Here is a 14,066-nt window from a genome sequence, read left to right as displayed (position 1 = left end):
GGCCTAACCCCGATGGTATGGGGCTGGTCGCCATAAGTATGTGAATGTCGCTGATAGGTAAATAGGCGAACGCGCCGTTACGCAGAATCCGCACCATAAGAGGCCGACTGTCGGCCGTGGAGATTGAGCATGTCCCAGAGTTTCCTCAGCCCGGTCAACACCCAGACCTGGGCCAATGGCCGCCACCTCGTGCGGGTCGTCAAGGTGATCCAGGAAACCTGGGACGTGCGCACCTTTTGCTTCATGGCCGACCAGCCGATCCTGTTCTTTTTCAAGCCGGGGCAGTTCGTCACCCTGGAGCTGGAAATCGAAGGCGTGCCGATCATGCGCTCCTACACCATTTCCAGCGCGCCGTCGGTACCCTATAGCTTTTCAGTCACCATCAAGCGCGTGCCGGGGGGCAAGGTCTCCAACTGGCTGCACGACACGCTGCACGAAGGTCAGGAGCTGGCGGTTCATGGCCCGGTCGGTCTGTTCAACGCCATCGACTTCCCCAATCCGAAGATTCTCTACCTCAGCGGCGGTGTTGGTATCACGCCGGTCATGTCCATGGCCCGCTGGTTTTACGACACCAACGCCAATGTCGACATGGTCTTCGTGCACAGCGCCCGCTCGCCCAAAGACATCATTTACCACCGCGAGCTGGAGCAGATGGCCTCGCGGATCAACAACTTCAGCCTGCACATCGTCTGTGAGAAGCATGGTCTAGGCGAACCGTGGGCGGGTTATCGCGGCTACGTGAACCAGAAAATGCTCGAGCTGATGGCGCCGGATTTCATGGAGCGCGAAGTATTCTGCTGCGGCCCGACGCCGTATATGAATGCCATCAAGCGTCTGCTGGAAACCAACGGCTTCAACATGGAGCAGTACCACGAGGAATCCTTCGGGGCGACACCGCCCGAAGCCCGTGCCGACGCTGTGGAACACGCCGAGCAGGCAGCGGACGCGCCGGAAATCGACTTCGCCGATCTGCATCAGGTCGAGTTCACCGACACCGGCAAGAGCATTCGTGTGGGGCCGGGCGAAACCGTCCACGCCGCTGCGGCCAAGCTGGGCCTGATGATTCCTAAAGCCTGCGGCATGGGCATTTGCGGCACCTGCAAGGTCATGAAGCTGAGCGGCGAAGTGGAAATGGAGCACAACGGCGGCATCACCGACGACGACGTGGAAGAGGGTTACATCCTGTCGTGCTGCAGCGTACCCAAGGGCGATGTGCGGATCGAGTATTGATCGCCCGCAACGGCTGAAAGTCAGGCACAAAAAAAGGAGACCCGAGGGTCTCCTTTTTCATTGCAGCGAGTGCGACCTAGAACAGAACGCGGCTGCGGATGGTGCCTTTGATGTGCTGCAGCTTCTCTTGCGCCAGATCCGAGTACTCAGCGTCAACGTCGATCACCACGTAACCGACTTTCTCGTTGGTCTGCAGAAACTGACCGGAGATGTTGATGCCGTTTTCAGCGAAGACTTTGTTGATCTCGCTCATCACGCCCGGAATGTTTTCGTGGATGTGCAGCAGACGGTGCTTGCCAGGGTGAGCCGGCAGGGCCACTTCCGGGAAGTTGACCGAGGACACCGACGTACCGTTGTCGCTGTACTTGACCAGCTTTTCCGCCACTTCCAGGCCGATGTTGGCTTGGGCTTCAGCGGTTGAGCCACCGATGTGCGGGGTCAGGATCACGTTGTCCAGGCCGCGCAGCGGGCTTTCGAAGATGTCGTCGTTGGAGCGTGGCTCGACCGGGAACACGTCGATGGCCGCGCCGATCAGGTGTTTGTCCTTGATCGCGTCAGCCAGGGCGTCGAGATCTACCACTGTGCCGCGTGCGGCGTTGATCAGGATCGCGCCCTTCTTCATGGCGCGGATTTCTTTCTCGCCAATCATCATCTGAGTGGATGCCAGCTCAGGCACGTGCAGGGAGACGATGTCGGCCATGCCCAGCAGTTCGTTCAGGCTCGGAACCTGGGTCGCGTTGCCCAGTGGCAGCTTGGTTAGCGGATCGAAGAAGAACACCTGCATGCCCAGGCCTTCAGCCAAAACCGACAACTGCGTACCGATTGAGCCGTACCCGATGATGCCGAGTTTCTTGCCACGGATTTCGAACGAGTTGGCCGCGCTCTTGATCCAGCCGCCACGGTGGCAGGAAGCGTTCTTTTCAGGGATGCCGCGCAACAGCAGGATCGCCTCGGCCAATACCAGTTCGGCGACAGAACGGGTATTGGAATAAGGGGCGTTGAACACCGCAATACCGCGTTCGCGGGCAGCGCTCAGGTCAACCTGGTTGGTACCAATGCAGAAGCAACCGACGGCGACCAGTTTCTTGGCGCTGTCGAACAGTTCTTCGGTCAATTGGGTGCGCGAGCGAATGCCGATGAAATGGGCGTCGGCAATCTTTTCCTTGAGTTCGGCTTCCGGCAGAGACTTGGTGTGATAGTCGATGCTGGTGTAACCGGCGGCCTTGAGGACGTCGACGGCGGATTGGTGGACGCCTTCGAGAAGAAGGAACTTGATCTTGCTCTTGTCGAGGGAAGTCTTGCTCATCTGCGTAAACCTGTGTCCCGAAGAAAAATGGCAGGAAAGTGAAGCGCTTGCATATCGGGCTTAGGCTCGATCGGCAGGGGGCGTATGCTAGCATACGCTCCCCGCGAAACACCCCATTCCTGGACGTGAGCCGTTCTCAGGATGACCATGAATTGTTCGAGAGTTCTGTGATGAACCATCCTGCCCTGATTGATGAGCTGAAGACCCTGGTTGAGCCTGGCAAAGTGCTCACTGACGCCGACTCCCTTGAGGCTTACGGCAAGGATTGGACCAAGCATTTCGCCCCTGCGCCGACAGCCATCGTGTTTCCCAAAACCGTCGAGCAAGTTCAAGCCATCGTGCGTTGGGCCAATGAGCACAAGGTTGCGCTGGTACCGTCGGGTGGTCGTACAGGTCTTTCGGCTGCAGCTGTCGCCGCCAACGGTGAAGTGGTAGTGAACTTCGATTACATGAACCAGGTGCTCGAACTCAACCTGACCGACCGCACTGCCGTCTGCCAGCCGGGCGTAATCACCAAGCAGTTGCAGACCCTGGCCGAAGACAACGGCTTGTATTACCCGGTGGACTTTGCCTCTTCGGGTTCCAGTCAGATTGGCGGCAACATCGGCACCAATGCCGGCGGGATCAAAGTCATTCGCTACGGCATGACGCGCAACTGGGTCGCCGGGCTGAAAGTCGTCACCGGCAAGGGCGACATTCTGGAGCTGAACAAAGACCTGATCAAAAACGCCACCGGTTACGACATGCGTCAGCTGTTTATAGGCGCGGAAGGCACGCTGGGGTTTGTCGTCGAAGCCACCATGCGTCTGGACCGTGCGCCGAAAAACCTGACTGCGATGGTCCTCGGCACCAGTGATTTCAACGCGATCATGCCGGTGCTGCATGCTTTCCAGAGCAAAGTCGATCTGACCGCTTTTGAGTTCTTCTCCGACAAGGCGCTGGCCAAAGTCATGGCCCGTGGCGATGTACCTTCGCCGTTCGATACGGCCTGCCCGTTCTATGCGCTGCTGGAATTCGAAGCCACCAGCGAAGAAGTTGCCAACGATGCGCTGGCCACGTTCGAGCATTGTGTTGAGCAGGGCTGGGTGCTGGACGGCGTGATGAGCCAGAGCGAACAGCAACTGCACAATCTGTGGAAGCTGCGCGAGTACATCTCCGAAACCATTTCGCACTTCACGCCTTACAAGAACGACATCTCGGTAACTGTTTCGAAAGTCCCGGCGTTTCTGGCGGAAGTGGATGCGATCGTGGGCGAGTACTACCCTGATTTTGAAATCGTCTGGTTCGGCCACATCGGCGACGGCAACCTGCACCTGAACATCCTCAAGCCGGAAAACCTCAGCAAAGACGAGTTCTTCGCCAAGTGCGCCAAGGTCAACAAGTGGGTGTTCGAGATCGTGCAGAAGTACAACGGTTCTATTTCCGCCGAGCACGGCGTAGGCATGACCAAGCGCGATTACCTGACTTACAGCCGCTCTCCGGTCGAAATTGAATACATGAAAGCCGTTAAAGCGGTGTTCGATCCTAACGGCATCATGAACCCCGGCAAGATTTTCGCGTTGTGATGCGTCGGGGTTTTTGATCAAAAAACAATCAGTCCCTAGACAACCCTTAGCCCAGGAGCACCCATGAGCTACCAGCACAAGTATGTCGATGGAACGGGGATTCATTTTCCGTTGGGTAAAGTGGTCTGCATCGGTCGCAACTACGCCGAGCACGCCAAGGAACTGGACAATCCGGTGCCGACCGAGCCGTTGCTATTCATCAAACCGGGCAGTTGTGTGGTGCCGCTGGAAGGCGGTTTCACCATTCCGACGGATCGCGGCTCCGTGCATTACGAAGCCGAGATTGTAGTGCTGATCGGCAAGCCGCTGAGTAAAAACCCGGATCGCGAAGAAGTGCTGGATGCGATTTCCGGCTTTGCGCCCGGCCTGGACCTGACCTTGCGTGACTTGCAATCAAAGCTCAAGGAGAAGGGGCTGCCGTGGGAATTGTGCAAATCCTTCGACGGCGCGGCGGTGATTGCGCCTTTCGTCTCGCCGGATGCTTTCCCGGATCTCGCTGATATCCCGATTCGTCTGACCATCAATGGCGAAGTTCGCCAGGACGGCAACAGCAGCCTCATGCTCAACCCCATTGTGCCGATGATTCAGCACATCGCTTCAAACTTTTCGCTGCAGGCCGGCGACCTGATCATGACCGGTACGCCTGCGGGAGTTGGGCCGTTCACAGTGGGTGATGAAATCGTGCTGGAGTTGCCTGGGCACAGTCGCTTCGAAAGTGATGTGCGCTGATTGATGTCTGGCTGACAAAGCGCCGCCTGCGATGAATGCGCAGGCGGCTTTTTTATGTCTGCGTCATTCGGGGGCCCGTTGGCGTTTTTTTCACAGTCGATCTGGATAATTCGCGCCGACTACTGATTCATGGCTTTGTGCCAATGACCTTTTCGGGAACGCTTTGATGGCCATTCATGCTGATTCACCGGGTAAACCCAAAGGCCGATTGCCGCGCGTGCGCTGGTATGGCTGGCTGATCCTGCTGCTCATTATCGGCTATGGGCTGGCGTATGCCTTTCACTGGGATGATCGGGGCCTGCTGTGGATGCGCGAGCAAAATGTCACCCCGGCAGAGCACGCCGCGAGCATCTGGTTGCCGGACTACATCGTCGACATCGATGCCAAGCCGTTGGCGGGCATGGAAAAGGACGAGGCGTCGGATCTGGCGTACAACCCGTTGACCAAGACACTGTTTTCGGTGATGGGCAAAAATGCCTTCCTGTCCGAACTCAAACTCAACGGTGATGTGATCCGCAAGATCCCGCTGGTGGGCTGGAGCAATCCCGAAGGCGTGGCGGTGCTGGAGAACGGCTTGATCGCCATCGTCGACGAGCGTCAGCATTTGATGACCATCGTGACGGTGACCCCGGACACCAAAACCCTGAATATCGCTGACTTCCCCAAGTACGACCTCGGCCCGTCGAAAGACCAGAACAAGGCCTTCGAAGGCATCGCCTGGGACGCAAAAAATCAGAAAATCTGGCTTGGCGAAGAGCGCCCGCCTGCATTGTTCACTTGGGACAGTGACGGACACAGCCCTTTGAAGGGCGACAAGAAGAAGCTGAGCAATACCAACCTCGACCTGCGCAATCTTTCAGCGCTTCACGCGGATCAGCGCACTGGGCATTTGCTGGTGCTGTCCGCCGAATCCCACATGCTGCTGGAACTTGACGAGAAGGGCGAACAGGTCAGCTTCATGACCCTGCTGCACGGTTTCAACGGGTTGGACGCCACCATTCCCCGTGCCGAAGGCGTGACCATGGACGAGAACGGCACGCTGTATATGGTCAGTGAGCCGAACTTGTTCTACAGCTTCAAAAAGAAATGATCCAACCCAGGATTTGATTCTGGACCTGTACCTGTAGGAGCGAACTTGTTCGCGAGAGGATTTTTGCCGGAGAACCGCATTAAAGCCCCTCGCCAACTAGTTGTCTCCTACAGAAGTTGGCTCGCCCTAGGGCATACCGAAGATGATTTAAGACTCGCTTCAGATTGTCGTGGTATTAAAGTGCCTTCTTTTTGCCAGGACCTCCTGATGCGTCGCTTGTTTCCTGCTCCAACTCTGGTGGCCTTCCTGTGCTTGGCCCTTATGGTTGCCTCATTTTTCATCGGCCGCGAATACCGCGTGGTCGAGCGGCTGTGGTTCAGCTGGCACGTATTCTGGCAATCATCCGACGCTGAGAGCCTGGGCTTGGGCGACTACCAGGTGGCCATCGAGGGCAAAGTCATTGATGGCCTGGACGCTAATGTCTCCGCCCTGAGCTACGACCCGGACCGCAAAACCTTATTTACGGTCACCAACAAAAACAGCGAACTTGCCGAGTTGAGCCTGGACGGGCGTGTGATCCGGCGTATCCCGCTGACCGGTTTTGGCGATGCGGAAGCAGTGGAGTACATCAGCCCCGGCGTTTATGTGATCAGCGACGAGCACAGCCAAAGCCTGTTCAAGATCCATGTGGACGCTGACACCAAGTTCCTGGATGCCCATGATTCCGAGCAGTTAACACTGGGCATCGATGCCGGGGGCAATAACGGTTTCGAAGGGTTGGCCTATGACACACAGGGGCAACGACTGTTTGTTGCCAAAGAGCGCAAGCCGGTACAGATCATCGAGATACGTGGGTTTCCCAAAGTCAGCAGCGACACGCCGAATGTGCTGGAAGTGACCACAGACAAGGCGCGTAACGCCGGGTTGTTCGTGCGCGATTTGTCCAGTTTGCAGTTCGACGAACGAAGCGGACATTTACTGGCGCTGTCGGATGAATCGCGGCAGATCCTCGAACTCGACACGACCGGTCGGCCAGTGGCTAACGTGTCTTTGAGCAAAGGCAGCATGGGTCTGGACAAGAACGTGCCGCAGGCTGAGGGCATTGCGATGGGCGATGACGGCACGTTGTATCTGGTGAGCGAGCCGAATCTGTTTTATGTGTTTAAGAAGCAGTGAGGCGGGCTTGAACTCGACGCAGGCGTGTCGGCTTAGGCTGACGCGTGGGAGCGGACCTGTCCGCGAAGGCGATGTTTTTGACGATGAAGGTGCATCGGATGTACTGGCCTCTTCGCGGACAGGTCCGCTCCCACATTTTGTATTGCAGTGGGAGCGGAATTGCTGATCAACGCTTCAGGGTTTTAACGCCTTCCTGAGTGCCGAGCAGCAGCAAATCCGCCGAACGCGCCGCGAACAGGCCGTTGGTGACTACGCCCACGATGTTGTTGATCTGTCCTTCCAGCTCAGCCGGGTTGGTGATGTTCAGGTTGTGCACATCAAGGATGATGTTGCCGTTATCGGTCAGCACGCCTTCGCGATAGACCGGGTCGCCGCCCAGTTTCACCAGTTGACGCGCGACGTGACTGCGGGCCATCGGGATCACCTCGACCGGCAGCGGGAAGCCGCCCAGTACGGACACCAGCTTGCTGCCGTCGGCAATGCAGATGAATGTCTTGGCCACCGCCGCGACGATCTTCTCGCGGGTCAGCGCAGCGCCGCCGCCTTTGATCAGATTCAGGTGATCGTCGGTTTCGTCGGCGCCATCGACGTAAAACTCCAGATCGCTGACCGTGTTCAACTCATACACCGGAATCCCGTGGCCCTTGAGGCGCGCAGCGGTGGCTTCGGAACTGGCAACGGCGCCGTCGAATGCGCCTTTGTGCAGGGCCAGCGCATCGATGAAGCAGTTGGCGGTGGAGCCGGTGCCTACACCGACGACGCTCTTGTCGTCGAGCTTGGGAAGGATGAAATCGACCGCTGCTTGGGCGACGGCTTGTTTGAGTTGATCCTGGGTCATGCGGGTGGGCTCCACGGGGGCCTGAATTGAAGATGCCTTTTTGTAGGAGCTGCCGAAGGCTGCGATTGCGGTGTGACAGATAAATCGCATCGCAGCCGTCGTGCCTCGGCAGCTCCTACAGAGATAGCGACACATTGAGGGCCGGGATTATAGCGACATGGCTGCGGTAAAACCCGACCATTCGTGTGGTCGCGCGCTGGAGTGAGGGGTAGACTTCTCGGCCTTGCCCCATTGCCCAGTGATGCTTTCCCGATGCTCGAACAGTACGTCAAGAAAATCCTCACCTCCCGCGTCTACGACGTCGCCGTCGAAACCCCGCTGCACGGCGCGCGGCAATTGTCCGAGCGTCTGGGTAATCAGGTGTTGCTCAAGCGCGAGGACCTGCAACCGGTGTTCTCGTTCAAGATTCGCGGCGCGTACAACAAGCTGGCGCAATTGAGCGCAGAAGAACTGGCCCGCGGTGTCGTTACGGCCTCAGCGGGCAATCACGCACAAGGCCTGGCGCTGGCGGCCAAGACCTTGGGCGTGAAAGCCACCATCGTCATGCCCAAGACCACGCCGGAGATCAAGGTTGAAGGCGTGCGCTCTCGCGGCGGCATTGTCGTACTGCACGGCGACTCATTCCCCGAAGCGCTGGCCTATTCCCTGAAGCTGGTTGAGGAAAAAGGCTACGTCTACGTTCACCCGTACGACGATCCCGACACTATTGCCGGGCAAGGCACGGTGGCGATGGAAATCCTGCGTCAGCATCCGGGGCCGCTGGACGCGATTTTCGTACCGGTGGGCGGTGGCGGTTTGATTGCGGGGATCGCGGCGTACGTGAAATACCTGCGCCCGGAGATCAAAGTCATCGGCGTCGAGCCGGACGATTCCAACTGCCTGCAACAGGCCATGGCCTACGGCGAGCGTGTTGTCCTGCAACAGGTCGGGCTGTTCGCTGACGGCGTGGCGGTGGCGCAGATCGGCAAGCACACCTTTGATATCTGCCAGCATTACGTTGACGAAGTGATCACGGTTAGTACTGACGAAATTTGCGCGGCGATCAAGGACATCTACGACGATACCCGCTCGATCACCGAACCGGCAGGCGCGCTGGGCGTGGCGGGGATCAAGAAGTACACCGAGCAGTACGGCGTGACCGGGCAGACGTTTGTCGCCATCGATTCCGGCGCCAACGTCAATTTCGACCGCCTGCGCCATGTGGCCGAGCGCGCCGAACTGGGTGAAGGCCGCGAAGCAATCATCGCCGTGACCATTCCCGAGAAGCCGGGCAGCTTCAAGGCGTTCTGCGAGGCCATCGGCAAGCGGCAGATCACCGAATTCAACTACCGCTACCACACCGACCGCGAGGCGCACATCTTCGTCGGCGTCCAGACCCATCCCGACACCGATCCGCGCACGGCGCTGGTGGCAAGCCTCACCGAGCAGGGGTTTCCGGTGCTGGACCTGACCGACAACGAGCTGGCCAAGCTGCATCTGCGGCACATGGTCGGCGGGCATTCGGAGCGGGTCAGCGATGAAGTGGTGTTCCGCTTCGAGTTTCCGGAACGGCCGGGAGCGCTGTTCAACTTCCTGAACAAGCTGGGCGGGCAGTGGAATATTTCGATGTTCCATTACCGCAACCACGGCGCGGCGGACGGTCGGGTGGTGGCCGGGCTGGTGGTGCCGGAGGACGAGCGGCATCTGGTGCCGGCGGCGTTGGCGGAGATTGGTTATCCGTATTGGGATGAGACGAACAACCCGGCGTACAAGCTCTTTCTCGGCTAGCACGAAACCGGTAGGAGCGAGTGGGCGGCATCCCGACTTGCCCGCGAAGCTAAATACGCGGAGTGTCAGGTAAACCGCGTCGTCAACTTCGCGGGCAAGTCGGAATCGCCGCCCGCTCGCTCCAACGGGTTCTGCGTTCACCCCGCTGCTACGCTAAATGTCATGCATCAACAAGGAAACGCCGAACATGGAACACTTCGCAGCACTGAAAGTCCTGCACATGGTCACGACCGTGCTGCTGTTTATCTGCGGACTTGCGCTGACCTTCTGGATCATCAAAGGCCGTCGTGCCGGCGACCTGACGGTGCAAAACCGAACAATGCAACGCCCGTGGGTATTCGTCTGGATGCTGATGGGGCTTTGCTTGTTGGCGCTGCCGATTAGCGGCTGGTGGCTGGTGCATTACGCCGGCTGGCCGCTGGGGCAAACCTGGTTGTTGGCGGCAAGCGTGTTGTACACCTTCGGTGCAATGAGTTGGGCGTGGTTGGCAGTGCGGGTCAACCGGCTGCGGCGGCCCGTGATTGTCGGCAATCCGAAGTTCACCTTGGCGCTGGCGATCTTCAGTGCGGTGTGTTTTGTGGCGATTGCGGGTTTGATGGGTGCAAAGCCGGTTTAGATCAGAGCTGCTCGGCGTCTGTCAGATATTTTCGCGGGCAAGCGTGCTCCTACAGCTAAGTCCTTTGTAGGAGCGCGCTTGCCCGCGATAGTCTCATCTCAGTCACGCAACGAAATCACCGGCCAGCCACGTCGCTCGGCCTCAGCCCGCAACTTCTCATCAGGATCAACTGCCACCGCATGGGTCACCTGCTCCAGTAACGGCAGGTCATTCATCGAGTCGCTGTAGAAGTAGCTGTCCTGCAGGTTGAAGTTGTTCTCTTCCATCCAGCGGTTCAGACGCGTCACCTTGCCTTCGCGAAAACACGGTACATCGATGGTCTTGCCGGTGTAACGGCCGTCGATGACCTCGCATTCGGTCGCCAGCAACGTCTCGATTCCCATCCGCTCGACAATCGGTGCGGTCACGAAGCGATTGGTCGCGGTAATCACCAGCAGCTTGTCGCCCGCGTCCCGATGCTTGGCAATCAAAGCCATGGCCTTGGGCAAAATCATCGGTTCGACGCAATCACGCATGAATTCACGGTGCCATTCGTCGAGTTGCGCCGTTTCAGTGCGACCGAGAATTTCCAGACTGAAATTCAGGTAGTCGGTCAGGTTCAGCGTGCCCGCCAGATAGTCCTGATAAAACCCATCGTTTCGTGCCTTGTAAGCCGCACCGTCAAGGATGCCGCGTTCGCACAGGTAATCGCCCCAGGCGTGATCGCTGTCGCCACCGAGAAGTGTGTTGTCGAGGTCGAATAAAGCCAGACGCATGCGGTTACTCGCTGAAATAGCTAAAAAAAGAGCACAAGAATACGAGGTTTTCCGACGCCGCTGCATCTATTAATGCAGTTGTGCCAATAAGCTGTCGAAGCTTCGTTGCTGCTTTCACGATCTTTGTGGAACAATGCGCCGACATGCGTTTGCGAGGTTGTAGCCGTGATCGACCCCGATGGTTTCCGCCCTAATGTCGGGATAATTCTGACGAATGATATTGGCCAGGTCTTATGGGCTCGGCGTATCAACCAAGATGCCTGGCAGTTTCCGCAAGGGGGAATCAACCCTCAGGAGACGCCGGAAGACGCGCTCTACCGTGAATTGAATGAAGAAGTCGGGCTTGAACGGCACGATGTTGAAATTCTTGCCTGCACCCGCGGTTGGTTGCGCTATCGTCTGCCGCAACGTCTGGTCCGCACCCACAGCCAACCGCTGTGTATCGGTCAGAAACAAAAGTGGTTTCTCCTGCGCCTGATCTCCAACGAGCAGCGGGTGCGGATGGATTTGACCGGTAAACCGGAGTTCGATGGCTGGCGCTGGGTCAGTTATTGGTACCCGTTGGGCCAGGTGGTGACATTCAAGCGCGAAGTGTATCGACGCGCACTTAAAGAGCTTGCCCCGCGCCTTCTGGCGCGCGACTGACACGGAGTTCGACCCCGAGCCATGCTCAATACGCTGCGCAAGATCGTCCAGGAAGTTAACTCCGCCAAGGATCTCAAGGCGGCGTTGGGGATTATTGTGTTACGCGTCAAAGAGGCCATGAGCAGCCAGGTCTGCTCGGTCTATTTGCTCGACCCCGAATCCAATCGTTTCGTGCTGATGGCCACCGAGGGCCTGAACAAGCGCTCCATCGGCAAGGTCAGCATGGCCCCCAACGAGGGGCTGGTCGGTCTGGTCGGCACACGCGAAGAACCGCTGAACCTCGAAAACGCTGCCGATCACCCTCGCTATCGTTATTTTGCCGAAACCGGTGAGGAGCGCTACGCATCCTTTCTGGGCGCTCCTATCATTCACCACCGTCGTGTGGTCGGGGTGTTGGTCATCCAGCAAAAGGAGCGTCGGCAGTTCGACGAAGGGGAAGAAGCCTTCCTCGTGACCATGAGTGCGCAGCTCGCAGGCGTTATCGCTCACGCTGAAGCCACTGGATCGATTCGTGGCCTCGGTCGTCAGGGCAAGGGCATTCAGGAAGCCAGATTCGTCGGCGTGCCTGGCTCGCCCGGTGCGGCCGTGGGCATGGCGGTGGTCATGTTGCCGCCAGCCGATCTGGAAGTCGTCCCCGACAAAACTGTTACCGACATTCAAGCCGAACTCAAACTGTTCAACACCGCGCTGGAAGGTGTTCGCAGCGATATGCGAACCCTCTCAGCAAAGCTGGCGACACAATTGCGCCCAGAAGAGCGCGCATTGTTCGATGTTTACCTGATGATGCTCGACGATGCCTCCCTCGGCAGCGAAGTTACCAACGTCATCAAGACCGGCCAATGGGCGCAAGGCGCATTACGTTCGGTGGTAAACGAGCACGTCAAACGCTTCGAGCTGATGGACGACGCTTACTTGCGTGAGCGTGCCTCCGACGTCAAAGACCTTGGCCGTCGGCTGCTCGCTTATCTTCAAGAAGCCCGCCAGCAAACGCTCGTTTACCCCGACAACACCATTTTGGTGAGCGAAGAACTGACCCCAGCCATGCTCGGGGAAGTGCCGGAAGGCAAGCTCGTCGGCCTGATTTCGGTACTTGGCTCGGGCAACTCCCACGTGGCGATTCTGGCCCGGGCGATGGGCATCCCGACGGTCATGGGTGTGGTCGATCTGCCGTATTCCAAGGTCGACGGCATTCAGTTGATCGTCGATGGCTACCACGGGGAAGTCTTCACGAACCCGAGCGAAATCCTGCGCAAGCAGTATTCGGTGGTGGTCGAGGAAGAACGCCAGCTGTCTCAAGGTCTCGAGTCGCTGCGCGAGCTGCCTTGCGTGACGCTCGACGGCCACCGCATGCCGTTGTGGGTCAACACCGGTCTGCTGGCTGACGTTGCGCGGGCTCAGCAGCGTGGCGCCGAAGGCGTCGGGCTGTACCGCACCGAAGTGCCGTTCATGATTCAGCAGCGTTTTCCCAGCGAAAAAGAGCAGTTGGCGATCTATCGTGAACAACTTGCCGCGTTCCACCCTTTGCCCGTGACCATGCGTACGTTGGACATTGGCGGGGACAAGGCGCTGTCGTACTTCCCGATCAAGGAAGACAACCCGTTTCTGGGCTGGCGCGGGATTCGCGTCACCCTCGATCACCCGGAAATCTTCCTGGTGCAAACCCGAGCGATGCTCAAGGCCAGCGAAGGCCTGAACAACCTGCGGATTCTGCTGCCGATGATTTCCGGCACGCACGAGACCGAAGAGGCACTGCACCTGATTCACCGCGCCTGGGGCGAGGTGCGCGATGAGGGCACTGACGTGCCGATGCCGCCCGTGGGCGTGATGATTGAAGTGCCGGCTGCCGTGTACCAAACCCGTGAGCTGGCGCGGCAGGTGGATTTCCTGTCGGTCGGTTCCAACGATTTGACTCAGTACCTGCTGGCGGTTGACCGCAACAACCCGCGTGTGGCCGATTTGTACGACTACCTGCACCCCGCCGTGCTGCAAGCGCTGCAGAACGTGGTGCGTGACGCCCATGCCGAAGGCAAACCGGTGAGTATCTGCGGTGAGATGGCAGGCGACCCTGCTGCTGCGGTGCTGTTGATGGCAATGGGTTTCGACAGCCTGTCGATGAACGCCACCAACCTGCCGAAAGTGAAATGGATGCTGCGTCAGATCCACTTGAGCAAGGCCAAGGAACTGCTCGCGCAATTGATGACCAACGACAATCCGCAGGTCATCAACAGCTCGCTGCAGTTGGCGCTGCGCAATCTTGGGCTTTCGCGGATGATCAATCCGGGGTCCGTCAAAGGCCACTGAGCCTGTTGGAGCGAGGCTTGTCCGCGAAGCTGACGACACGGTGTCAGGTTTGTCGCGTCTTGAGCTTCGCGGGCAAGCCTCGCTCCAACAGAGTATCGACGCTTGAAT

At 58.4% G+C, this 14,066-nt stretch carries 12 protein-coding genes; 9 read left to right on the top strand and 3 right to left on the bottom strand.

The window, feature by feature from the left end; all coding sequences use genetic code 11:
- The first annotated feature begins 129 nt into the window (after positions 1 to 129).
- Positions 130 to 1,230, top strand: coding sequence for a glycine-betaine demethylase subunit GbcB (gene gbcB / locus ACWKWM_RS14220; RefSeq protein WP_483846749.1), 1,101 nt, complete (start codon positions 130 to 132; stop codon positions 1,228 to 1,230).
- Between the two features lie 76 nt (positions 1,231 to 1,306).
- Here gbcB and serA read toward each other — a convergent pair whose 3' ends face one another.
- Positions 1,307 to 2,536, bottom strand: a complete 1,230-nt coding sequence (gene serA / locus ACWKWM_RS14215) for a phosphoglycerate dehydrogenase (RefSeq protein ID WP_483846748.1) — start codon at positions 2,534 to 2,536, stop codon at positions 1,307 to 1,309.
- Positions 2,537 to 2,706: 170 nt separating this feature from the next.
- Between serA and ACWKWM_RS14210 the strand changes: the two genes are divergently transcribed.
- From ACWKWM_RS14210 to ACWKWM_RS14195, 4 genes are all read left to right on the top strand, one after another.
- The gene (locus ACWKWM_RS14210; RefSeq protein ID WP_483846747.1) at positions 2,707 to 4,101 is read left to right on the top strand and encodes an FAD-binding oxidoreductase; all 1,395 of its coding nucleotides are present in this window, start codon (positions 2,707 to 2,709) and stop codon (positions 4,099 to 4,101) included.
- A 63-nt stretch (positions 4,102 to 4,164) separates the two neighbouring features.
- On the top strand, positions 4,165 to 4,830 hold the full coding sequence (locus ACWKWM_RS14205; protein WP_483846746.1) for a fumarylacetoacetate hydrolase family protein: 666 nt from the start codon (positions 4,165 to 4,167) through the stop codon (positions 4,828 to 4,830).
- 166 nt (positions 4,831 to 4,996) lie between these two features.
- The gene (locus ACWKWM_RS14200; protein ID WP_483846745.1) at positions 4,997 to 5,920 is read left to right on the top strand and encodes an SdiA-regulated domain-containing protein; all 924 of its coding nucleotides are present in this window, start codon (positions 4,997 to 4,999) and stop codon (positions 5,918 to 5,920) included.
- Positions 5,921 to 6,127: 207 nt separating this feature from the next.
- Positions 6,128 to 7,036, top strand: a complete 909-nt coding sequence (locus tag ACWKWM_RS14195) for an SdiA-regulated domain-containing protein (RefSeq protein ID WP_483846744.1) — start codon at positions 6,128 to 6,130, stop codon at positions 7,034 to 7,036.
- Between the two features lie 166 nt (positions 7,037 to 7,202).
- Here the strand turns inward: ACWKWM_RS14195 and rpiA are convergent, their stop codons facing one another.
- Positions 7,203 to 7,874, bottom strand: coding sequence for a ribose-5-phosphate isomerase RpiA (gene rpiA, locus ACWKWM_RS14190; protein WP_483846743.1), 672 nt, complete (start codon positions 7,872 to 7,874; stop codon positions 7,203 to 7,205).
- A 252-nt stretch (positions 7,875 to 8,126) separates the two neighbouring features.
- Here rpiA and ilvA point away from each other — a divergent pair, with 252 nt between their 5' ends.
- Together ilvA and ACWKWM_RS14180 are read left to right on the top strand one after the other, a co-directional pair.
- Complete coding sequence (gene ilvA / locus ACWKWM_RS14185; protein WP_483846742.1) at positions 8,127 to 9,641, top strand: threonine ammonia-lyase, biosynthetic; 1,515 nt, start codon at positions 8,127 to 8,129, stop codon at positions 9,639 to 9,641.
- Positions 9,642 to 9,828: 187 nt separating this feature from the next.
- Positions 9,829 to 10,257 (top strand): DUF2269 family protein, encoded by a 429-nt coding sequence (locus tag ACWKWM_RS14180; protein ID WP_483846741.1) that lies wholly within the window; start codon positions 9,829 to 9,831, stop codon positions 10,255 to 10,257.
- 98 nt (positions 10,258 to 10,355) lie between these two features.
- Here the strand turns inward: ACWKWM_RS14180 and ACWKWM_RS14175 are convergent, their stop codons facing one another.
- Entirely contained in the window at positions 10,356 to 11,012 is a 657-nt protein-coding gene (locus tag ACWKWM_RS14175; protein WP_483846740.1) for a histidinol-phosphatase, read from the bottom strand.
- 165 nt (positions 11,013 to 11,177) lie between these two features.
- Between ACWKWM_RS14175 and ACWKWM_RS14170 the strand changes: the two genes are divergently transcribed.
- On the top strand, positions 11,178 to 11,657 hold the full coding sequence (locus ACWKWM_RS14170) for an RNA pyrophosphohydrolase (RefSeq protein WP_483839035.1): 480 nt from the start codon (positions 11,178 to 11,180) through the stop codon (positions 11,655 to 11,657).
- 21 nt (positions 11,658 to 11,678) lie between these two features.
- Positions 11,679 to 13,958, top strand: a complete 2,280-nt coding sequence (ptsP, locus tag ACWKWM_RS14165; RefSeq protein ID WP_483839034.1) for a phosphoenolpyruvate--protein phosphotransferase — start codon at positions 11,679 to 11,681, stop codon at positions 13,956 to 13,958.
- The last annotated feature ends 108 nt before the right edge of the window (positions 13,959 to 14,066 follow it).

This window comes from Pseudomonas rosaeacicularis, from assembly GCF_057128745.1.
The sequence above is the reverse complement of the archived record's forward strand: the minus strand, read 5'-3'. Positions and strand labels throughout refer to the sequence as shown.

What these genes read in the sequence shown, in the direction of transcription:
- ACWKWM_RS14180 (WP_483846741.1), top strand. Translation starts at nt 9,829, where the DNA reads ATGGAACACTTCGCAGCACTGAAAGTCCTGCACATGGTCACGACCGTG.
- ACWKWM_RS14195 (WP_483846744.1), top strand. Translation starts at nt 6,128, where the DNA reads ATGCGTCGCTTGTTTCCTGCTCCAACTCTGGTGGCCTTCCTGTGCTTG.
- serA (WP_483846748.1), bottom strand. Translation starts at nt 2,536, where the DNA reads ATGAGCAAGACTTCCCTCGACAAGAGCAAGATCAAGTTCCTTCTTCTC.
- rpiA (WP_483846743.1), bottom strand. Translation starts at nt 7,874, where the DNA reads ATGACCCAGGATCAACTCAAACAAGCCGTCGCCCAAGCAGCGGTCGAT.
- ACWKWM_RS14200 (WP_483846745.1), top strand. Translation starts at nt 4,997, where the DNA reads ATGGCCATTCATGCTGATTCACCGGGTAAACCCAAAGGCCGATTGCCG.
- ptsP (WP_483839034.1), top strand. Translation starts at nt 11,679, where the DNA reads ATGCTCAATACGCTGCGCAAGATCGTCCAGGAAGTTAACTCCGCCAAG.
- gbcB (WP_483846749.1), top strand. Translation starts at nt 130, where the DNA reads ATGTCCCAGAGTTTCCTCAGCCCGGTCAACACCCAGACCTGGGCCAAT.
- ilvA (WP_483846742.1), top strand. Translation starts at nt 8,127, where the DNA reads ATGCTCGAACAGTACGTCAAGAAAATCCTCACCTCCCGCGTCTACGAC.
- ACWKWM_RS14175 (WP_483846740.1), bottom strand. Translation starts at nt 11,012, where the DNA reads ATGCGTCTGGCTTTATTCGACCTCGACAACACACTTCTCGGTGGCGAC.
- ACWKWM_RS14210 (WP_483846747.1), top strand. Translation starts at nt 2,707, where the DNA reads ATGAACCATCCTGCCCTGATTGATGAGCTGAAGACCCTGGTTGAGCCT.
- ACWKWM_RS14205 (WP_483846746.1), top strand. Translation starts at nt 4,165, where the DNA reads ATGAGCTACCAGCACAAGTATGTCGATGGAACGGGGATTCATTTTCCG.